Source organism: Paenibacillus sp. CR_12 (genome assembly GCF_041953985.1).
Taxonomy (GTDB): Bacteria; Bacillota; Bacilli; order Paenibacillales; family Paenibacillaceae; genus Paenibacillus_AQ; species Paenibacillus_AQ lautus_A.
On sequence record NZ_JAVFHO010000006.1, the window covers coordinates 36,922 to 59,035 of the forward strand.

The window sequence follows — 22,114 nt, forward strand, 5'->3', positions numbered from 1 at the left end:
TTTATTTAATACTACTTGTCTGCAAAACCTAATCAAATTCTCTACGTAAGCTTGGCTGTAACTAGTAACCTATAAATCCCTATGCTAAAATAAATGTCGTATCTACTAGAAAAGGAGATTACCAAGTTGTCGAAATTCGTCTACGGGAAAAGTAAAGCCGAATCTGGTAAAGCCACGACAAAACCGGCTTTATATTGGTTGTTAATCACTGGAATCATTCTGTTTTTAGTCTGGACACCTTTTCAGACTGCACTATTTAATGGGCAACAACTGCAATTTGAAAAACCGATCTTTTGGACTGCTTTATTAGCATGTCTTCTCATGTTGGTTTGGATAGCACAATTCTATAAAAGCATCCAACTAAGAGATCAGAGAGACTGGCTTGCTGTTGGCGTTATTCTACTCCCCTTAACGTACATAATCTCACTTATTAGTGCAGCCTCATTACATTTAGCCATGAATATGGTAATTATTAATTGTATTTATGCTATCATGTTCATCATCGGCTTATATTTAATTCGTGATGATTTGGGTAACCGTATCATTCAAATCACATTTATGGCAGTCGCTTATTCAATTGTTGGATTTGGTTTGCTTCATTGGTTTGGACAAGGAAAAGCTGCGGGTGCTGTAGCGAAGTGGTTTTCTAATACCGTTTATAACGGTATATACACAAATGCCGTCATGACAGATTCCAACGGTCTACGACTGACTTCTGTATTTCAGTATGCTAATACCTATGCTGCTTTTCTAATGGCTTTTTTGTTCGCTGCAGTATTTTTCGTCACGATTTCACGAAAATGGTACGGACAGTTTTTCCACGGTTTTATGCTAGTTCCCATCATTGTATCATTACTTCTAACTTTATCCAGGGGCGGACTTGTTATGCTCCCTGTCGTGTTTATTCTGTTGCTTCTATTCTTAAAACCAGTCAAACAACTGCTATGGATTCTATACTGCGGAATATCAGGCTTAGCGTCCCTTCTCATTTCCAAATCCGTTACTGAGCTAGGACTTGATTTAAATAAAACTTTTAGCGGTAGTGATGCCATTAGAGGTTGGGTGATACTGATTGGAACTTCCGTTGTAGTTGGTTTACTAGTGTTAATAATTCAACGTATCATTGTTCCTAAACTAGAAGGAGTTTCTAATAGTCTGTCCGCAAGAAAAGGTTCTAACTTATGGATTCCACTTGGCTCCATCGTTCTCGGAGGACTAGCGATTCTGTTATTGATTGGAACTAACCTTAAAAAGTTGCTCCCTGAGAACGTTAGTATTAGACTAGAGAATATTAATTTCAATCAGCACAGTGTTCTGGAACGCATAACTTTTTATAAAGATTCTATGAAGGTTCTTGCAGACTATCCCTTTATAGGGGCAGGTGGCGGTGCATGGGCATCACTTTACCAGCAGTATCAGAATAACCCCTACACCAGTCTTCAAGCACATACCTTTTTCTTACAATATCTGATTGAGGTTGGTATATTAGGGTTCCTCATATTCATGTCCTTTATATTATTTATTTTTTACAAATATGTCCTAGGTTATATCAAAGACAATGAAGAAGGCCGGAATAATCATTTTTTCTATCTCATTATCGTGCTTTCCATTCTGATGCACAGTATTCTGGATTTCAATATGAGTTATGTATTTATGGGCGTTCTTGTATTTCTGGGCCTTGGTGGTATGGCCGCTGTGATGGACAGCAAACCTTTGATTAAATGGAGTATTAAGGATTCCACCGCTAAGAGTGTATATAGTGTTGCCATTGGGCTTTGTACGGTCATCATACTTATTACTTCTGTTCGCTATGTTCAAGCAGCGGGTTATGCTCAAAAGGCTCTTGTCACTGCGCAATCAAGCCGGTCATTCGAAGAAATCAAAACACCTCTTGATAAAGATTTAAGTATACGGCCAAGTCGTCCCGAGTCAGTGCTTATGTTGGATTCATTATATCTGACTGCTTATCAACAAACGCAGAATGAGGATTTCTATCGAGTGTCAGTGAATTTATTAAACAATGCATTAAAAAATGAGCCCTTCAATAAAAATCTCATGGGACGTTTGATACAAGGTTATGAGTTGAATCAACAACCAGAGCAAGCATATAAGATACTTATCGATAATTCCTATAAATTCAAATGGGATATCGAGTGGCACGAGCAAATCATTACTAAGGGATACGATCTGGGAATGAAGGCATTAGGTACTGGTGATACAGCTGCAAAGGAAAACTACTTCAAACAAGCAACTGCAGTTTTCACCGAAGTTCAGGAAGGTATACAACATTTAACCACATTACCTGAAGAGCAGCGTCAGGGGAAACCTTTTAAAAACACGCCCGACATGATTCTCCATGCAGGCAAAATGTACTTCATGATGAATCAGCCGGAGCAAGCAGCTGAAGCACTTAAGCTTGGCATACAAGAAGATCTCTCGCAAACAACCCAACAGGAAATTGTTCGTTGGTATCTGGCAGCATTGCAAAAACAAAACTTAAGCGATGATGCCCTTATGGGGAAATTAACTCAAGTTGATCCGAATGCAAAGCAAAATGTTCAACAGCTTGCTGATCTTCAATTCTAATTAAAAAGGGACAGTTCGTGGTAGAAATCCTCTACCCAACTGTCCTTTTTTCATATGTTATGTCTTATTAGATTACTTTACTGGACCTTCTCCAAAACCCCACTCAAATAAGCAATTAAATCATCTCTCAATTCTTCTCGCTGCAATGCATAATGAATGCTGGTTTCGATAAAGCCTAACTTCTCGCCGACATCATGGCGCATCCCTTCAAAGTGATACGCGTAGATGGGGCTCCGATGAGCTAAGGAGGAGAGCGCATCGGTCAGCTGGATCTCTCCGTTCTTTCCAACCTCCTGATTCTCCAGTAAATCGAAGATATTCGGCGGCAAAATATAGCGGCCCATGATGGCCAGGTTGGAAGGCGCCTCGGCACGGGATGGCTTCTCTACCAGTCTCGATGTTTCATAGATTCGGTCTGATTTCTGAAGTCCATCTACGATCCCGTAACGATCGACTTCATTCCAATCGACGGGCTGAACGCCCACAATGGCAGATTGGTAGGTGTCGTAGACCTTCATCATCTGTTTTAGGCAAGGTACTTCCGACTCCACGATGTCGTCGCCGAGGAGCACCGCAAACGGCTCGTCCCCGATGAATTTGCGTGCACACCAAATGGCATGGCCCAGCCCCTTGGGCTCTTTTTGCCGAATATAGTGGATATCCGCCATGTTGGAGGGTCTACGCACTTCTTCGAGAAGTCCCCACTTGCCCTTCTCCGCTAAATTATGTTCCAGCTCAAAGGAGGAATCAAAATGGTCCTCAATCGCCCGCTTCCCCTTACCCGTTACAATGATAATGTCCTCTATACCGGAAGCGACCGCTTCTTCGATAATGTATTGTATGGTCGGCTTGTCCACAATGGGTAGCATTTCTTTAGGCATCGCTTTCGTAGCTGGCAGGAACCGCGTGCCAAGCCCTGCAGCCGGTATGATCGCTTTACGAATGTTCATCCTATCTGCTCCATTCCCGTATATCTCCCAATATATTGATGCCATTGTACCATGAGTCCAACCAACCTTCGATTAAAATCGGTTTTTGTCAAAATCAGACGACTTATGATTCGTGACTTTGCCGCTTTGGCCGCGTTGCCCAGTTTGACGTTACTACAGTCGGTAAATTGGTTATTGGAACAGGACATGCTGCTAAACGTCTGCGAAGAAGGTGCTATTAAGAATCTAGAATTAGCATCGGCCATATCCTCCTTGGTAATCAGCGGTCCGCCGGACATCAGCCGCTTGATTCCTCCGAAATTCCTCTTCCATCTCAAGTCGTATTTCGAGCAACTCAGAATGACTCCTTCGGTCTTTTTTCGGCTGCCGGCACAATTTTCACAAGCTAAATCCGATAACTCCAGATAGCCCAATCCAGTTTTATCCATGGAAATGACCAAGACCCCTCCGATATACTAGTACGAAACTTCGATGGACCAAAAAGCCAAAGGAGCTGGTTGCTGATGAAAGAGAGAGACGCCTATTTCGATAACCTCAAATTCATACTGATCCTGTTGGTGGTCGTGGGGCATCTCATCGAGCCGTTTAACGGCGAAGCAGCGATGGGAGCGATCTATCAGTTCATTTACTCGTTTCATATGCCGCTGTTTATTTTTGCGGGCGGTTATTTCGCCAAGTGCATTCAATCCCCCAAACAATACGTCGGCCTGCTGTCGGGACTGGTCGTGCCGTATTTCATATTCGAGACGCTCTATACCCTGTTCGACTATTACATGCAAGGCTTGGATCGGCTCGACTTCACGTACTTTTACCCCAATTGGATCCTGTGGTTCCTGTTCAGCATGATGCTGTGGAAAATGCTTCTGCCGTACCTGCTGATGCTCAAATACCCGCTTGTCGTCTGTTTCGCGATGTCCATCATGCTCGGGTATTCGATCGATGTCGACTATTACGCGAGCATTTCGCGCACGCTGTACTTCCTGCCCTTTTTTCTCATCGGATATGTTTTCAAAAGGGAATGGCTGGATGCCATCAAGGCCCGGCCATTTCAACTGCTATCGATCATCCTGCTCTCCGCCGGATTTGTCCTGCTGTACGTCATATCGCCGATCCTGCCAACTAACTGGTTCTACGGGGCGATGCCTTACCTGGAGTTTGGCTTGGACTCGTGGTATGCAGGCTTCTACCGTATGATCACCTACGCCTTCACCGTCATCATGGGACTATGCGTCCTCTCCCTCATTCCGAGGTCGGATACGCCTTTCACGGACCGCGGGGTGAATACCATGTACGTCTTTTTGTTTCACGGGTTCATCGTCAAAACGATGCAGCATCTTAGCTGGTTCGAAGCGTTCCGGTCCACGGGAGGCAAGCTGCTGCTGATTCTGCTCGGCGCCCTCATAACCTGGCTGCTATCCTCGTCCTGGATCAAACGCGGCTTCGGTTGGATCGTCGAGCCGAACGTCGGGTTTCTATTCCATTATCGATCCAAGCACCGCCATGAACGCGCAGAAACGAAGCGTGCCGACGCAAAAAGGAGTGATGCCTAACTTGGCACCACTCCCTCATATTATCTCGATATATACGCAATCCGCGTGCTACTTCCTTACTTCACCAGCTGCCCCCGCGTAACGCCAAGCTGGTTGGTCGCCTTCAGCTTCTTCCACACCTGGGTTCCGCTGATCTCACCGCGCAAGGCGCGGTTGTAGAGATCGATGACCTCGTGGACTTGCTCCGGCGTTTCCTCGAGGAACTCTACGCGGTAGCTGGATACGCCCAGCTCCATGAAGTTGGCCAAGTACTCGGCGCCGGATTGCTCGATGGCATTGTACACCGTGTTCCGGCAGCCTTCGTCCACTCGAACCGGGTGGGACATGCCGATCCGGTCCTGCAGGGATACGCGGCTCTCTTCGCAAGGACGTCCACAGTTCGTGAAGTCCGTCCCTTCGCTGAGGAACGTACAGTACACGCAATGCTCCGTATGGAACATCGGCAGATGCTGATGGATGACGATCTCCATCTTGGACGTGTCGGCCTTCCCGAGAAGATCCACCATCTGCTGGATGTTCAGGTCATAGGAAGGCGTGACGGCGTCGCATCCGGCTTCGACGAACAGGTCAACCGCCTTGTGGTTGGCAATGTTCAGGGAGAAGTCGCCGATCAACCGGGGATGCTTGGCCCCCGGGTTCTCCATCCGGTGGCGCAGGTAGAAATACAGCGCACCGGTGTTGCGCACCAGCACGGCGTCCGGCTGGAGGCGCAGGATGTTGTTATGGTAGCCGTTCTCGCCCGGCATGTGAATGCGCGGCGTTGCCAGCGCAATCTGTTTGCCGGCTGCACGCACGGCTTCCACCGCTGCCGGGAACTGCTTGATGAACTCGAAGTCGGCGTAGATCATCTCGACGCCGGCCTCAAGCGCAGCCTCAACCTGCGGGAGGCTGCGGCACAGCGCGGTGAGCTTCGCCTCACCGCGGGCCACGGGCGCTGCGGGCGCAGCCGCATCGCCATACACCGACACCGCCCGTTTCACGTACACGGGCGGCTTCGGCCGCTCGCCGGCGAGCAGCTCCACCGCACGGCGGCGGATGCTGTTGAGCTCGCGAATCGGCACGATGACGTCGCCGTACAGGTCGACGTCAAGTGCCTCAAGCTGGAACACCGTTCCGCCCAGGCGGCCAAGCTGCTCCTCCAGGATCTCCTGGCTGAGCGGCCGCTTCTGGGCGATCTCCAGTTCCAGCTCCGAATCCACTTGGACCGTCGTGCCCTTCTGCACATCGGTCCACCAGGTCGACAGCGGCTGCCCAGGACGGCCGCTGACGCGCACATGTACCGGGAATACCCGGTACGGCTTCTCCGTCTCGTACGTCTGACGGAGGCGCTTATCCAGCGCCGGATCGTTGGTCTTCCAGATCCGGTCGCCGACATGCAGCTTGCGCAGATCCACGTCGCTCCGGCCGGGAACGATATCGACGATCCAGCCTTCCTGCGCCTCGCCCTCCAGCTTGACGCCTTTGCGGCGCACGTCGTAGACGCGTCCGCCTTCTTCTTTTTTCGTTGGGTCGCCGGCATCAAACACGATACCGTCCCCGCGCTTCAGCGGCGCATCCAGCTTGCAGACGACCCCGTCGCGCAGAATCTGCTCCACCCGGCCGAGGTACACGCCGCGGCTTTTCGGGAACGTGCCCTCGACCAGCTTTTTATTATTCGTTCCATCCAGGAAACCATGGGTGAAGCCGCGGGAGAAGCTCTGCTGCAGCTCGCGCACCTCTTCCTTGCTCGGTCTCGCATCCTCGCCGTCAAAATACCGGTCGATCGCCTTCCGGTACTTGCTCACGACGTTGGCCACGTATTCCGGGCTCTTCAAACGGCCCTCGATCTTGAACGAGGTCACGCCCGCTTCAATCAGCTCCGGCATCAGATCGATCGCGGCCAGATCTTTTGGCGAGAGCAGGTAGGCAACGTCGCCCATCGGCTTCTGCTCGCCATCCACGATCAGATCGTACGGCAGACGGCAGGCCTGCGCGCACTCTCCGCGGTTGGCGGACCGGCCGCCCCACATTTCGGAAGTCAGGCATTGGCCCGAGTAGGATACGCATAGCGCACCATGCACGAATACTTCCATCGGCAGCTTCGCCTGCTCCCCGATCTTCTGGATTTGCTTCAGATTGTTCTCGCGCCCGAGCACGACGCGTTCCATGTTAAACGGCTTCGTAAACTCAACGGCCTCCGGCGACGTAATCGTCATCTGCGTTGAGCCGTGGATCGGAAAATCCGGGGAAATCTCGCGAATCATTTTCACAAGACCCAGATCCTGCACGATCACCGCGTCCACGCCGGCATCCACGCACGCATCGATCAGCTCCTTGGCATCCTCCAGCTCGTTCTCGAACACCAGGATATTGAAGGTCAAGAACCCCTTAACCCCGTAACTGTGCAAAAAGGCCATAATTTCGGACAGCTCGTCCATCCGGAAATTGTTCGCCCGTGCGCGCGCATTAAATTTTTCGACCCCAAAAAAGATCGCGTCCGCCCCGTTCGCCACCGCGGCCCGCATGCAATCCCAATCCCCTGCCGGCGCCAGCAGCTCCACGTCTTCTCTTCGTAGTGCTTTCGTGTCCATCTATATCCTCCCAGACCGGTCTAAGCCGGCGTGCTGTGTACTACTATTCTTCCATTGAAACCTGCTTGCCATACTCTATGTTCATAGAACAGGGCATCCGACATCTATATCAATTGTTTGTAAACCATTTGAAAGCTTTTCAACTTATCTAGTGTACCAAAAGTCCGGCTTCTCTTCTACCTGCTAACTTGATTTCCACACATTTGATAGTGTTGCCATAATCCGCATGGCACTCGGTTTTGTGCAAAACAAAAACAAGCCCTCCCATCGGAAAGCTTGCCTCACATGATCCTCTGTGGCTGTTACTGGCGCATGATCACCGTGCGGGACTATTGCTCTTAACTCTCTTTTCTCTGCCTAAGTAGATTACTTTCCCTTGCCTTTATGCCAGGGATACCGTATGGGGATTTCAAAATCCTGTAGTCAGAACCTCTCCTTAACATCTCAGCGGTCGACAGCCATCCAAGAATGCCCCAACGACCACGCACCGTGCGCACAGGGAGCAGTGCACACGATGTACAAAACTTTAGATCGGAATCGTCCCGTACTCACTGGTGGAATTCTTCACCACAGGTTTGTCTGTGCACGACCTGCCCCCCAGGTTGGCCAGTACAGTACATCGTCCTGCACCACGCCCCTACTCTTACTCCGCGCCCTCCAGCACAAAATCCATGCTCGCCAACCGTTTGCCGTTCACGACGATGTGAAGGCGGTGATCGCCGGAGTAGAAGCGGCGGGTGGAGATCGGTTTAAACGATTGCTTCTTCTCGACCTTCCAGCATCCCGGCGCATAAATCTTGTCCGAGCATTTATAGCGTTTCGGCGCAAGCTTGCCGCTTGCCTTCATATAATCGATCTCGTAATCGATGCGGAGCGCCATCGGATAGCCGGTTTCGTTGACTAACTGAAAAGCGAACTCCAAATCGTCCCCCATCGTAATCACGGAACGTTTGATGCGCAGCTCTCGCACCTCCAGTCCTTCCAGCTTCTCAAGCTCCTCGTATCCGAAAATAGCCAGTGCCCGGATATCCCCTTTTCGAAGCAGCGAACGCAGCGCATGACGTACGATCCAATCGGTTAGCGGATGCTTGCCATACCATTTGGCGGCGATCTCCAGCACAAGCTCCGGGTGATCCTTGGAGATATCGTTCAAGTGATTGGCGACGCTTTTTCTAACATACAAGGAGGAGTCCTCTTTCAGCTGCTCCAGAATCGGCAGCGCCGGACGCGGATCCTTGATCAGGGCCGGCAGCTGCGGCGCCCAAGGCAGGCGCGGCCTGCAGCCTTCGCTCGCCAATCGGCGCAGATGCTCGTCATCGGACTGCGCCCATGCCATCATCTGGGCCAGCATCCCATCCTGGTCCCGGATGATAAAAGGCCGGACGGCAAACTCCGCCGTGGAAGAATGCGTGAATACCGCCAAAGCTTCCATCGACGTCTCCAGATCATCCATGCCGTTCAACTCGACATAATCGGGAAAAAACACGTATTCCACGCCTCTGAAATGCGGAGCCACCTGCTTCAGGATCCCGACGGCTTCCGGGTAAGAAGCAGGCAGCGTGTCCGTTAAGGCCAGCGTAATATGCCGGATGCGCTGCTTGAACTCCTCCTGCTCCCAGGCTTCATTATGAATCAGCCTCATGAACCGGTCCGCATCGAATGCCGGATAAGCCTCCTTCAGCCGGTCGGTCACTTGCTGGAACAACGTATTCGAATATAGATCCTTCAGTGTTTCTCTCATATCAGATCTCCCCAAAAAATAATTTTTACGATCTTGCATCCACGTCTCATGGAATCCTGAAAGCCCTTTATTCATGCGATAAACCGGCGGTTCCGCCTCATCCCCATATGAGCCGCCGACCGCTCTAACCCCATTCCCCGCCTCTTCCCAATCCAAAACATGTGGTGTAGGATGAAGTTGCACGCCTTTCGCTTTAGTGCGGTAGTCTGGTTGATTCCAGTTTACCAAATTGGGGGGGCGTTTTGCTTTATCCGCATCCGGATTGCCCTGTTGGGACCTCTACCGATGCATGGATGGACAGAACACCAATCGAGACCGCAAAGTCGTACGTTTATCGACGTACTTACTCCAATGAAAGATCCACATGTAAAAATAAGGCTGGTAAGCCCATGAAGCTTACACTTTCTTATTTCTGATACATGTAATACATACACCATTACTTATTTAAAAAGACAGGAGGCGAAGCTCGAAGGAGTACAACAAATCGCACATCAGGAGATGAAGAAGACATGGAAAGTTGGAAAAAGAATTTATGGATACTATGGTTCGGCTCATTTATCGTTTCATCAAGCTTCTCGATGGTCATACCATTTCTCCCGCTTTTTCTGATTGAGCTCGGCGTTACCAAGCATACGGAATTGTGGTCGGGACTGCTGTTCAGTTCCGCTTTTTTTGCGGGCGCCTTGTCCTCTCCCTTCTGGGGAGCCGTCGGCGATAAATATGGACGCAAACCGATGATTATCCGCGCGGGCTTAGTGCTCTTTGTCATCTATGTACTGATGGCATTCGTCACGAACGAGTATCAAGTGCTGATTCTCCGCCTGCTGCAAGGCCTGCTCTCCGGCTTTATTCCGGGCGCGATCGCGATCGTAGGCACCAATACCCCCGAGAAAAAAGTCGGCTACGCCCTCTCCATGATGTCCACGGCCACCGCAACCGGCGGCATCATGGGCCCGATGATCGGAGGCACCCTGGCTTCCCTGTTCAGCAACCGGATGGCATTCGGATTGGCAGGGATGCTGTGCTTCGCAGCCACGCTGCTCGTCATATTCTGGGTCAAAGAAGAGAAATTCGTACCCAGCAAAGAGCGCGTCTCCGTCATGAACACGTTTAAGGTCGCCGGACACAACAAGGCGCTGATGACCGTGCTCATGCTTACGGTACTGACGCAGTTCTCCGTCATGACGATCGAGCCCGTACTGCCGCTGTATATCGCTCAGATCGGCGGCTCTTCATCGCATACCTCGATGATTGCCGGCTTTGTGTTCTCCATCGTCGGGATCGCCAGCATCCTGTTTGCGGCCCGCTGGGGACGCCTGGCCGATAAAATCGGGTTCCAAAAGGTGCTGCTGATCGGCCTGCTCGCCAGCGGAATCGGATCGCTCGCCCAGATCCTGTTCAGCAACATTTGGGCATTCTCGGCCATCCGCTTTGCTTACGGCGCGTTCTTTTGTGCCGTGTTCCCGGCACTCAACGGCCTTGTGGTCAAACATACGCCTAGCGAATTCCGCGGGCGCGCGTTCAGCCTCAACCAAACCGCCAACCAAATCGGCGGAATGGCCGGGCCGCTCGCGGGCGGCATGATCAGCGGCATCTTTAACATTCACTCGGTATTCTTAATGACAGGCGTCTTAATGCTGATTACGACCGCCATTACGTATTGGACGATGCGGCCGTCGCGCGGGCAGCCTGTAGAAAAAGGCTCCCTCTCTTCATAAATACCTTCCGTATGCGCACGCGTTAAGTTTGATGACGCGTGCGCAACTCATTACGGATATCAATAAACCCTCTCCCACGTTCTTTCCGAGAAGCTCTTTTTCATGAACCAGCATGTACATACACGAATCCCACAGCTATCTTCAATCACACTTTATTGAATCCCTCGTCTCCCTTACAACCGCGAACCTCTTGCCTAACCACTTAGTCTCTTCCACCGCTTCACACATGCATGAGACGATCCGCTTCATCCCAAGGCACCGCATAACCGCTGCCCTTGGCGCAGAATATCGAAGAGGAGCTGTATTCCGGGTCTGCGTTCTTGTCGTATCCTTTGCGTTCAATGACCTCTGCCTCGTTATGGCACCGGTCATATCCGCCGTATACCAGCGATATCGTTCCTCTTCCTTTGGTGTACGCCGCTAATTCCATTCCATATTTCATCATGGTGGATACGGGTGCCGATCCCGTCACCGTCACCTTGTCTCCCACCGTTTCCGGAGGATCGAAGCTTGCTTTGGCCTGGGTCAAATCCGACATTAACCGTCCGATAAACTCGGCATCCACCTTTACCTTGAAATGATAGTATGGCTCCAACAGCAGACTGGTTGTTTTCTCCAGCCCCTGTCGCAAAGCGCGATACGTGGCTTCCCTGAAATCGCCGCCATGCGTATGCTTGTTGTGCGCCCGTCCCTTCAGCAGGGTAATTTTCATATCAGTGACCGGCGAACCTGTAAGCAGCCCGTGATGATCCCTCTCGCCAACATGCTGGGCAACCAGATGCTGATAATTAACCGGCAGCAGATCCGGATGGCACGCATTGGCAAACACGATGCCGCTGTTCCGCTCTCCCGGCTCCAGCCGGAGGTGCACCTCCGCGTAATGCTTCAGCGGTTCAAAATGGCCGCTTCCCACAACAGCCTCCGTTATGGTCTCTTTATATAAAATCTCCGGCTCGCCAAACGCAATGCGGTAACCGAACCGCTCAAACACGATTCGTTCCAGCACTTCAAGCTGAATGATGCCCATCACATGAATATGAATCGCCTGTGCCGGCTCGTCCCACTGCACGGACAGGGAAGGATCCTCCGCATCCAGCAGCCGGAAGCAGCGCAGCATATCCTTGGGATGAATCGAGGACTCGAATTGCACCTTGGACTTCAGCGTCGGCACCAGCTCGTACACCGTCCGGCCACTAAGAGCCCCCATCCCGACTCCTGCCGCAGCAGCGGAAATGCCGGTAACCGCAAACAGGTCGCCCGCATGCACACGGTCGACAGGGGTTGCCCGCCCCCCATTGATCAAGCGGATATGCGTCACCTTCTCCGTGATCGTCTCCGTTCCGGAGACATACGTGATTTCATCCCGCACCTGCAGCGTGCCGCCAGTGGCTTTGATATAGGTCAGCCGGGCGCCCTGTTCATCATGGCGAATCTTATAAGCCCTCCCGGCAAATGCCGCCTCGGGATCGTAATCCGTTACCGTCAGCAGATCCAACTGATGCATGAAATGGGTTACGCCCACGTTCTGCAGGGCGGATCCGCTGAAGCACGGAAACAGCTCCCCCTTCCGTACCATTGCTATCATTGCATCCAGCCAACGCGAATCCTCATATCCCTCTTCCATATAGAGCTCCAGCAGCTTCTCGTCCCGCTCCGCAATAAACTCAATGAGCGAAGACTGCATCAGGCCTTCCTGCAGCACATCCTCCTCGGTGACCAAACAAACGTCTTCGGCAAGCTCGCTGCGAATCTCCGCCAGCACGCGCGGCACGTCTGCGCCTACCCGGTCGATTTTATTGATAAACAGGAACGTCGGCACGTCATGCTTCCGCAGTAACTGCCATACCGTCTCCGTATGCCCCTCGACACCTTCCACGGCGCTGATGACGACAACGGCGGCATCCATGACTTGTATGGCCCGCTCCATTTCCGGCGAGAAGTCGACGTGACCCGGCGTATCGATTAAATAATACGTGGAACCGTTAAAATGCATGGTGGCCTGATCGGCAAATACGGTAATGCCCCGTTCTTTTTCAATGTCATGACGATCAAGATATGCGCTCTGGTGATCCACCCGGCCGCGCTCCTGAATCGTATGGGTCGTATATAACAACTGCTCCGCCAGCGTGGTCTTGCCCGCATCCACGTGGGCGAACATGCCTATCGTTTTTTTCATCCGCTTATCCCTCTTCTGCAAGCCGGTTTCATGAATGATCCATTTGCTCTCACTTTTTAATTTTAACATATCAGGCTCCCTGATCGGCACATATGTTCTACATTATTCGGATGAGGGCCCGTCATTCCGCTGCCTAAACCAAAATAGCTGCCCATCCGCACCATGAGTGCAGCAGGACAGCTATCGGTGTTATCAAACATTCGCTTTATTCCATATGATGTGAGTTCATAATTCCATTCTGCGGGTTATTTCACGAGCTCAAACGAGGCGAGCGTACGCGCCAGCGCCGCTTGCTGCACTTCCGTTGCATTGGCATCATTCAGCGTTGTCATGATCGTGTACGCGATATCCCCGCTTTCAAAGACGATTTCCTCGGTCGTATAACCAACGCCGTTCTTCACCTGATGCACCTTGAACGACACGGCAGGCACGCCGGCAAACGTGATCTTATCGACGCCCAGCAATTTCACCGACGAAGCCGCGCTGGCTTCGTTATAATACCGTTTCAGATTGCTGACGATGACTTCAGCTGTTGTATCCTTTTGGGCGGTAATTTCAAAGCCGCCCCCGGCAAAGCCATACTCCACGATTCCCTGCTCGAACTGATCGTTCAGCGGCTCCCAGTACCTCGGAATATCGATATGATAGCGGTACGTCTCGGAGCTTTTGCTTCTCATCTTGGTTTTATCGGTCAGGTAGCCCTCTTCGCCGATGCGGCCGAAATTTGCCGGTACCACATCGTAATCGATCTCGATTGATTCGAGAACCTTTTTCCAGTTGGAAGCCGTCCGTTCCTGCCCATCCGGTATCGCATACTCCAGATAATAGCGGTAGCCGTTCTTCTGGACCATCACCTCATATTCCGTTATCCATTTATTCCCGAAGTTGTACCGAACCTCTTGAATCTGCCCTTTGACGCCGGAAATCTCCACAGGCGTAAGTCCGACGTATTCGTACGATTCCTCGACAAAGGATTCGGCCAGCCAGTCTTTAAGGCGCTGCCCCCAAGCGGCGAGGGTACCATCGGCCCCCGTCGGAGCGGATGTCACCGAGACGGACAGATAGCCCTCTCCTTCGCTGCCGTATAACATATCCTTGTTGTTGATTTCCCAGCCTGCCGGAATGCCGAACCATATACCGTATTCTTCGTTTCCTGCTTCGCGGAACCCATCCACGATGGAGGATACGTCTTTTACCGATTTGTCTCCTGCCCGATAGGCCGTTCGGAAAGAGCCCAGCAAGCCTGCGTGTTGGTCCATATCTTTATAGTGAACCGCTTCGGCATCGGCAAAATACAGTTCATAAACGCGGTCGTTGGCATAGTACTGCCGACCTTCCCACAAGACGCCGTCGACATCGCGGGAGACCACTCTGGCATACGGAACCGCTGCGCTTGTGACCGTCTCTTGGTGCAGCACAACGTCTCCGGAGTCGCCCACTTCCTTCAGGAGCCGTTCCAGCAGATCATCGGGACTCAGCTTCACCTTGTGGGAGGATGCGTGCACCTCCAGGTAATAGCGGCCCGTAGCATCATTGAAAGCCGAACCGCTCTCATCGTCCGTGCCTCTTCCAACCATCATCCAGGAGGGATAATTCAAACTCCATTCATAATAGCTGTTCCCGATTCTGGTCTTCCCGGTCGTGTTGTTGATTTCGCCCTCGTCCTGCTTCTCTTCCTTATCCGTGACCATGAGGCTGATGGCCAGCTTGCCCTGGGAGGAGCTTACCTTGGCGCCGATTCCCGCCGCAACCGGGCGCAGCGGCACCATCAGCGTACCGGACACCATGGTCGGTTCCACCGGCAGCTGCACCTTTTTCCCGTCGATCCATGCCGTCTTGTTGTCCATGACGAGCACGACCGTATGCGGCCCTTGCAGCAGCCGTATCCGGTTCTCGCCCTCCAGCCTGATCTCGCTGCCAAACGCTTTCTTGAATACGCCCAGCGGTACCATCAATACGCCATGCTTCAGCTGCGGCTTGGCAATCGTGTAGGAAGTGCCATTGACCGAAGCTGTGCTGCTGCCGTTTTGCACGGTCAGTATACGCTTCTCCGGCACAACCGCTTCATCTCCCCATGCGGGAAGAGACAACGTCGTAAATAACATCAGCGCCGATAAGGTTCCGGCTGTCACCTGCCGCAGGCGACGGCTAGTTTTCGTTCTTTCTCTCTTGTCCATTACTCGGCCTCCCCAACGCTTGACGAAGCAGCTCCGTTACCGTCCTGGCTGAGCGTCAGTTTTACGTTCACGATATCCCCATCCCGCTGCATCAGCAGCTGAACCTGCTGACCGGGAATATAGGGCTTTAACCGTTCGTTGATATCAACAACGGAATAAATACGCTTGCCGTTAATCGCATATAATACGTCATTTTCTTGAATGCCGGCCTGCTTGGCCTGCTCGGACAACACCTTCGTAACGGTCAACGGATCGTCCGAAGGGAGACCCACGATGGCGGACCAGCTCTCTTCCAGCTCCAATCCGAGTCCGGCTCTAATCACCTCGCCGTATTCCAATAAATGCCCCACAACGTAGCGGACCGTTTCCGCAGGTATGGAGAAGCCCATGTTTTCAATGCCGACGGCGGCGAACTTCTTGCTGTTGATCCCGATGACCTCGCCCTTCAAGTTGACGAGCGGGCCCCCGCTGTTGCCCGGGTTAATGGCGGTGTCGGTTTGAATCAGGCGATAAGAGCCGTCTACGCTCCGGTTTAGCCCGCTAACCACGCCCACCGAGGCCGAGTTTCGCAGCGAGAACGAGATCGGCGTGCCAATGGCAACAACCGTTTCCCCGACTAGCGCATGCTGCGCTGTTGCCGCAAATTTGGCCGGCTTCAGGGACTTGGCATTGATTTTGACCAATGCAATATCGCTCTTGGGATCGCTGTATACGCCCTTGGCTTTATAGGATTTGCCGTCTGCGGTCACGACCGTGATTCCGGTAAGCCCGTCCACCACATGGGCGTTCGTCACGATCCAGCCGTCCGACTTCCAGATGACTCCTGTGCCATGCGCCAGGTTGTATCTGTCGTCCACTTCGCCGCTTCCTTGAGCGGCCTTCCCGATAATGCCGACCACCGACGGCGACATCCGGCTGATGACTTGAGGCACCTCGTTTTGCTCATATGTATTCTTAGGCTTCGCGCTTGCTGCATCCGCAACCTCTGCCTGTGTGAGCATGCCGCTGCTTCCTGCCAAAATGACGGTCCCCAGCAGCATGGCCGCGGATCTTTTTTGCCATTGTACGTTTTTCAATTGGTATGTTCCTCCCCCGGTTCCATCCTCTACCCAACTTGTACTCCTCAATTTATCATGTTTTTCCATTTGTAACCATTGCTGATAGACCTATTTCTTTTACGTTTTTCCTGCGGATCGTGTAACTTGCCCTCGAAGAAACAAAAAGACGCCTTCACGCTGCAGGGTAGCAGAAGGGCGTCTTGTTTGTATGTATTTCATTCCATTCGTCATGAAGCCGCTTTAATAGCGTGCATCACGCCAACCTAATTGTTAAACCATCCTGTAATCATGGCATAGTCAGAATACAAGAACACAAATAAGCTGACGAGACCGAAAGCGATTGCGAATTTATTTTTTTGACGGGCCATCAACAGGCGAACCACGCCAACAAAGATCAGAATCGTAAACAAAATCATGAAAATATCAAATGTCTTAAATGTCGCGGTCGCATCCGATGCTGCTGCAAGGATCATGAACGTACCTCCTCGTGGGTTTCTTCTCGGGCAAATTTACATATCTTCTTCTATGTTATCCATGTGCCCGTCCAGATGCAAGCCCTCCGCCCCGAAAAATGAAAAAAAGTCATAGAAATTTCTCATTTTTAACCAAATTGTCAGACATTAGCATGACTTTCATCATGGCAGGGACTAGATCAAGCTAACGAAATGGAGCCTAACACAGGTTGTTCCGTTATCCAAGAGGTACCCGGGTGGGATCGAGAATGGGATCCTCATACTCCTCCTGATCCTCCTGATCCTCCTGATCCTTTTGTTCCTCTGGAGCCGACTCCTGCTCGGTTACCGTCTCCTCCGCCAAATCCTCGCTTGGCAAAGCCACGGAAGGATCCATGATCGTGATCCGATCCACGGGGTCCTTTCTGACATCCAAAGTTACCTCGTTGGACGGTTCGCTGCGGATATGCCATTCGTTCACGGCGACCACATGGATCGTATACCGGCCGGGCAGACCTGCCAGCATATGGAGATTCGGAATGAGATAGGCCGGGCTCTCTAACGGTTCATCGTTCAAACGTGCCCCCGTTCCGTCAGGTCCTGTGTAGTATACATGATAGGTTACGCCTTCCTGTGCATCTGACCAGGTTAAAGCAATGGATTCATCTTCCTCATTTAGGATGGCCTGAAGGCCCGACACTTTATTCGGGCGGCTCGAAACTTCGTTAGAGTAACCGCTCTTGCCGAAGCTGTTCACAGCCTCGATCACGTAGTAAGAGGGCCCTTGAAAACGTACATCCGTAATGGCATAAGAACCTGCGTCCACATTCGATCCCTCAGCCAATAAGGCATACCCCGCTCCCGATTGTCCGCTGGAATAGATATTGTAGGTCACGCCCTGCTGATGCGTCCAGGTTAATTGAGCCTGCCCCTTCAAATGGTGGAACCTCAGATCATTCGGAGCTGATGGTGCCGTTGTCGGCAAAGCCTCCGATACGGTAGCTGAAGGTCCCGTCTCTGTCGGAGCTTGCGTTGGTCCGGAATGAACAGGAGTTGCCGAGGTTGATCCCGATGAAGTAGCAACGACGCCATGAATGACAGGAAGAGGGCTATTCGGCGGCGGTGTTTCCGTTTCGCTCACGGCAGCGTTCAAATCGATTGACTCCACGGATTCCAGCCATTTGGCTGTAGCCCAGACAGCTTCTTTCCGAGTGACGGTACCCCTGGGGTTCAAACCGTCAATGCCGGATACCCGAAACAGTCCTAATTCCAAGGCCAGTGCCACAGCTTCCTCGGCATCATTGCTGGAGGATCCCTCCTCTAAATTCTGCTGTGAAGGTTCCGCGCCGGATCCGATCTTATCGGATATCCCTCGCAGAGCTCTTTGATACAGCATAGCCATATCCTGACGCGTCAGCGGCAATCCAAGCCCGAATCTCCCGTTGCCGACCCCTTTGACCAGCCCTTCCTGAACCGCAGCTTCGATCGCGGTGAAGGCATAATGATCCTTAGGCACATCCTTAAAGGTAATGACTTCCGGAGGACTATCTGCATCCAGGTTTAACGTATGGACGATGAATATGACAAAATCCTGCCGGCTTATAGCCTCTGTCGAGCTAGACTCCCCCTGCCCGTCTAGGGGAAGGAACCCTTTATTTAATCGGGTAAGGGCTTCCTGTGCATCGAAGTGTTTCACACCCGAAACGGATACCCCCATCTCTGCCTGCACGCGATCCGTAACGGGTCCCCCTACCTCTGCCTGTACGCCGTCGGTTGAGTTTATGTATAAAGCACTTGCTGCCAAAACGATCAGAATGGAACAGGTGATCCTCTTCATACAATCCCTCCGTTTTAACGAAATCACCAAGATCATACCATATCTTGGAATACGAAGATATTGGAGGATAGCATGAAAATAACGCCGGACATAAGTGCATTCCTTGAAGTTTTCTCTAAATGACTTGCTCGCCGCTCCCTGCTCGCACGGTTCGTGGTCCGGGGCATGCTCGGATGGCTGTCGACCATCACAAAAAAAGAGCCCCTGGCAATTCCACCAGGGACTCCTCTCATTTTCTTATCGATGCCGGCATTGAGAATGGCAATGTGCCATTCCCATTGCTAGGCAATTCCCATGCCGACAAAGAACAACTTTACGTCCGCTAACGTTTATTAGCGGGCTGCTTCCACCTTGTTCAATTCCTCGGTTCGCTTCGTATCGCGTTCCAGAATCGGCTTCAGATACTTGCCTGTGTAAGACTCAGGCACCTTGACCAGATCCTCAGGCGTTCCCGTAGCGATAATGGTACCGCCGCCGCTGCCGCCCTCCGGACCCAGGTCGATCAGATAGTCCGCGGTCTTAATGACATCGAGATTATGCTCGATGACGAGGACGGACTCCCCGGATTCCACCAGGCGGTGAAGCACGACGAGCAGACGATCGATATCGTCCACGTGCAGGCCGGTGGTCGGCTCATCCAGGATATACATCGTTTTGCCTGTGCTGCGGCGGTACAGCTCGGAAGCCAGCTTCACGCGCTGCGCCTCGCCGCCGGACAGCGTGGTGGCAGGCTGACCCAGCGTAATGTAGCCCAGGCCCACATCCATCAGCGTTTGCATCTTACGGTGAATTTTCGGAATGTTCTGGAAGAAATCCGTTGCATTCTCCACCGTCATCTCCAGGACTTCGGCGATGTTCTTGCCTTTATATTTGACTTCCAGCGTTTCGCGGTTGTAACGCTTGCCCTTGCAAACTTCGCAAGGCACGTAGATATCCGGCAGGAAGTGCATCTCAATCTTGATAATGCCGTCTCCGCGGCAGGCCTCGCAGCGTCCGCCCTTCACGTTAAAGCTGAAGCGGCCCTTCTTGTATCCGCGAATCTTCGCTTCATTCGTCTGGGAATAGATATCCCGGATATCGTCGAAGACGCCTGTATAGGTTGCCGGGTTGGAACGCGGCGTACGGCCGATCGGAGATTGGTCGATGTCGATGACCTTCTCGATGTGCTCCAGACCTTTCATTTCACGGTATTGCCCCGGACGTACCTTCGCCCTGTTCAAATCCCGAGCGAGCGTCTTGTACAGGATCTCGTTGACCAGCGTCGACTTACCGGATCCGGATACGCCCGTTACCGCCGTAAACACGCCAATCGGAATCTTCACGTTAATATTTTTCAGATTGTTCTCTTTCGCGCCCTTAATCTCCAGCCAGCGTCCATCGGTCTTGCGGCGCTTGCTGCTGACCGGAATGAACTTACGCCCGCTCAGGTATTGGCCCGTCAGCGAGTTGGGGTCGTTCATAATCTCCTTCGGCGTTCCTTCCGCAATGACTTGGCCGCCATGAATACCTGCGCCCGGGCCGATGTCGATGATATAGTCCGCGGCCATCATCGTGTCTTCGTCATGCTCGACCACAATCAGCGTATTGCCCAAATTCCGCATATGCTCCAGCGTGGAGATCAGTCGGTCGTTATCCCGCTGATGCAGCCCGATGCTCGGCTCGTCCAGAATGTACAGCACGCCCATGAGGCTCGATCCGATCTGCGTGGCTAACCGGATCCGCTGCGCTTCTCCGCCGGACAGCGTTCCCGCCGAACGGCTGAGGGTCAGGTAATCCAGCCCGACATTAACCAGGAAGCCCAAGCGGCTGTGAATCTCTTTCAAGATGAGATTGGCAATCTGTTTTTCTTTCTCGCTAAGCTCCAGATGATCGAAGAATTTCAGGGACTCTCCGATCGACAAGCTGGTAACATAGGCCATGTTGCGATCATTGATCGTAACGGCCAAGCTTTCCTTACGGAGACGATGGCCTTTGCATACATCGCACGGCTTGCTGCTCATATAGCCTTCGATGTATTCGCGGATACCCTCGGAGTTCGTATCGCGGTAGCGGCGTTCCAGATTCGGAATGATGCCCTCGAAGGTGACGTGCGCTTCCTTCCGCTGACCGAAGTCATTCTCATAACGGAAGTGAACCTTCTCTTTGCCCGTGCCGTACAACAGTTTATTCATCTGTTCCTGGCTAAAGGTACTGACCGGCTTGTCCAGCGGAATGCCGAAATGCGCGCAGACCGATTTCAAAAACTGCGGATAATACGTGGATGTGCCCCCGCTCCATGCGGCAAAGGCGCCTTCCTCGACGCTTTTGCTCATATCCGGCACAAGCAGCTCTGGATCCACGATCATCTCCACGCCCAAGCCGTCGCAATCCGGGCAAGCACCGAATGGCGTATTGAAGGAGAACATTCTCGGCGTCAGCTCTTCCATGCTGAAGCCGCAGATCGGACAGGCAAAGTTGGAGCTGAACCGCAGCTCCTCCTGACCCATGATATCGACCAGGAGCTGACCGCCTGACAGGTTCAGTGCCGTCTCGATCGAATCGGCGAGGCGGGCCTCGATATCTTCCTTCACCACGATCCGGTCCACTACCACCTCGATCGTATGCTTTTTATTCTTCTCAAGCTCGATGTTCTCCGACAGATCGCGAAGCTCCCCATCGACGCGCACCCGAACGAAGCCCTGCTTCGCAATGTCGGCAAACAGATTTTTGTGCTCGCCCTTGCGGCCGGAAATGACCGGCGCGAGAATTTGCAGTCTCGTCTTCTCGGGATACTGCATGATGCGGTCTACCATCTGCTCGACCGTCTGGGAGGTAATTTCCACCCCATGGTCCGGACAGTGCGGGTGTCCGACCCGGGCGAACAGCAGACGCAAATAATCGTAAATTTCCGTCACGGTGCCTACCGTCGAGCGCGGATTGCGGCTCGTGGTTTTCTGGTCAATCGATATCGCCGGCGACAGGCCTTCAATGGAATCGACATCCGGCTTCTCCATCTGTCCGAGGAACTGGCGCGCATAAGCGGATAAGGATTCCACGTAACGGCGCTGACCCTCGGCATAAATCGTATCGAATGCGAGGGAGGATTTGCCCGAGCCGCTAAGCCCCGTCAGAACGACAAACTTGTCACGCGGTATCGTGACGTCGATATTTTTCAGATTGTGTGCGCGGGCGCCTTTGATCACAATTTTTTCACTGGCCAAACGATATCATCTCCTACTCCATATGGCATGCATGTGGTGCTTATATTTCACAAAGAGAACGACCGCATAGGCCGTCCCCCTTGTCATTCGTCTCTCCTT

General features: G+C 52.2%; 13 protein-coding genes. 3 read left to right on the forward strand and 10 right to left on the reverse strand.

Annotated features, from left to right (window positions below; genetic code table 11):
- Positions 1-126 precede the first annotated feature (126 nt).
- Complete coding sequence (locus RB297_RS21880) at positions 127-2,586, forward strand: O-antigen ligase family protein (protein ID WP_375121435.1); 2,460 nt, start codon at positions 127-129, stop codon at positions 2,584-2,586.
- A 77-nt stretch (positions 2,587-2,663) separates the two neighbouring features.
- On the opposite strand, the gene galU is transcribed toward RB297_RS21880, so the two are convergent.
- A complete protein-coding gene (gene galU / locus RB297_RS21885) occupies positions 2,664-3,536 on the reverse strand; it encodes a UTP--glucose-1-phosphate uridylyltransferase GalU (protein WP_375121436.1) in 873 nt (290 codons plus the stop codon).
- Positions 3,533-3,964 (reverse strand): hypothetical protein, encoded by a 432-nt coding sequence (locus tag RB297_RS21890; protein ID WP_375121437.1) that lies wholly within the window; start codon positions 3,962-3,964, stop codon positions 3,533-3,535. The genes galU and RB297_RS21890 overlap by 4 nt, the downstream gene beginning before the upstream one ends.
- A 75-nt stretch (positions 3,965-4,039) precedes the next feature.
- Between RB297_RS21890 and RB297_RS21895 the strand changes: the two genes are divergently transcribed.
- Positions 4,040-5,086 (forward strand): acyltransferase family protein, encoded by a 1,047-nt coding sequence (locus RB297_RS21895; RefSeq protein ID WP_375121438.1) that lies wholly within the window; start codon positions 4,040-4,042, stop codon positions 5,084-5,086.
- Positions 5,087-5,142: 56 nt separating this feature from the next.
- Here the strand turns inward: RB297_RS21895 and RB297_RS21900 are convergent, their stop codons facing one another.
- Positions 5,143-7,656 carry a U32 family peptidase gene (locus tag RB297_RS21900; RefSeq protein WP_090909957.1) on the reverse strand — a complete coding sequence of 838 codons (2,514 nt, stop codon included), beginning with the start codon at positions 7,654-7,656 and terminating at the stop codon, positions 5,143-5,145.
- Between the two features lie 643 nt (positions 7,657-8,299).
- A complete protein-coding gene (locus tag RB297_RS21905; protein ID WP_375121439.1) occupies positions 8,300-9,397 on the reverse strand; it encodes a DNA alkylation repair protein in 1,098 nt (365 codons plus the stop codon).
- Between the two features lie 509 nt (positions 9,398-9,906).
- Here RB297_RS21905 and RB297_RS21910 point away from each other — a divergent pair.
- Positions 9,907-11,115: an MFS transporter gene (locus tag RB297_RS21910; protein WP_090909955.1), complete on the forward strand. Its 1,209-nt coding sequence runs from the start codon at positions 9,907-9,909 to the stop codon at positions 11,113-11,115.
- A 220-nt stretch (positions 11,116-11,335) separates the two neighbouring features.
- Here RB297_RS21910 and RB297_RS21915 read toward each other — a convergent pair whose 3' ends face one another.
- The 6 genes from RB297_RS21915 to uvrA all read right to left on the reverse strand — a co-directional run bounded on the left by RB297_RS21915 (position 11,336) and on the right by uvrA (position 22,015).
- Entirely contained in the window at positions 11,336-13,291 is a 1,956-nt protein-coding gene (locus RB297_RS21915; RefSeq protein ID WP_375121612.1) for a GTP-binding protein, read from the reverse strand.
- Between the two features lie 245 nt (positions 13,292-13,536).
- Positions 13,537-15,468 (reverse strand): stalk domain-containing protein, encoded by a 1,932-nt coding sequence (locus tag RB297_RS21920; protein WP_375121440.1) that lies wholly within the window; start codon positions 15,466-15,468, stop codon positions 13,537-13,539.
- Positions 15,468-16,544 carry a S1C family serine protease gene (locus tag RB297_RS21925; protein WP_145039214.1) on the reverse strand — a complete coding sequence of 359 codons (1,077 nt, stop codon included), beginning with the start codon at positions 16,542-16,544 and terminating at the stop codon, positions 15,468-15,470. Before RB297_RS21925 ends, RB297_RS21920 begins: the two co-directional genes overlap by 1 nt.
- A gap of 245 nt (positions 16,545-16,789) precedes the next feature.
- Positions 16,790-16,999, reverse strand: a complete 210-nt coding sequence (locus RB297_RS21930) for a hypothetical protein (protein ID WP_009594213.1) — start codon at positions 16,997-16,999, stop codon at positions 16,790-16,792.
- A 217-nt stretch (positions 17,000-17,216) separates the two neighbouring features.
- Complete coding sequence (locus RB297_RS21935; protein WP_375121441.1) at positions 17,217-18,815, reverse strand: S-layer homology domain-containing protein; 1,599 nt, start codon at positions 18,813-18,815, stop codon at positions 17,217-17,219.
- A 332-nt stretch (positions 18,816-19,147) separates the two neighbouring features.
- Positions 19,148-22,015 (reverse strand): excinuclease ABC subunit UvrA, encoded by a 2,868-nt coding sequence (gene uvrA, locus RB297_RS21940; RefSeq protein WP_192570440.1) that lies wholly within the window; start codon positions 22,013-22,015, stop codon positions 19,148-19,150.
- Positions 22,016-22,114 lie beyond the last annotated feature (99 nt).

What these genes read in the sequence shown, in the direction of transcription:
- RB297_RS21935 (WP_375121441.1), bottom strand. Translation starts at nt 18,815, where the DNA reads ATGAAGAGGATCACCTGTTCCATTCTGATCGTTTTGGCAGCAAGTGCT.
- galU (WP_375121436.1), bottom strand. Translation starts at nt 3,536, where the DNA reads ATGAACATTCGTAAAGCGATCATACCGGCTGCAGGGCTTGGCACGCGG.
- RB297_RS21905 (WP_375121439.1), bottom strand. Translation starts at nt 9,397, where the DNA reads ATGAGAGAAACACTGAAGGATCTATATTCGAATACGTTGTTCCAGCAA.
- RB297_RS21915 (WP_375121612.1), bottom strand. Translation starts at nt 13,291, where the DNA reads ATGAAAAAAACGATAGGCATGTTCGCCCACGTGGATGCGGGCAAGACC.
- RB297_RS21890 (WP_375121437.1), bottom strand. Translation starts at nt 3,964, where the DNA reads ATGGATAAAACTGGATTGGGCTATCTGGAGTTATCGGATTTAGCTTGT.
- RB297_RS21895 (WP_375121438.1), top strand. Translation starts at nt 4,040, where the DNA reads ATGAAAGAGAGAGACGCCTATTTCGATAACCTCAAATTCATACTGATC.
- RB297_RS21930 (WP_009594213.1), bottom strand. Translation starts at nt 16,999, where the DNA reads ATGATCCTTGCAGCAGCATCGGATGCGACCGCGACATTTAAGACATTT.
- RB297_RS21900 (WP_090909957.1), bottom strand. Translation starts at nt 7,656, where the DNA reads ATGGACACGAAAGCACTACGAAGAGAAGACGTGGAGCTGCTGGCGCCG.
- RB297_RS21910 (WP_090909955.1), top strand. Translation starts at nt 9,907, where the DNA reads ATGGAAAGTTGGAAAAAGAATTTATGGATACTATGGTTCGGCTCATTT.
- RB297_RS21920 (WP_375121440.1), bottom strand. Translation starts at nt 15,468, where the DNA reads ATGGACAAGAGAGAAAGAACGAAAACTAGCCGTCGCCTGCGGCAGGTG.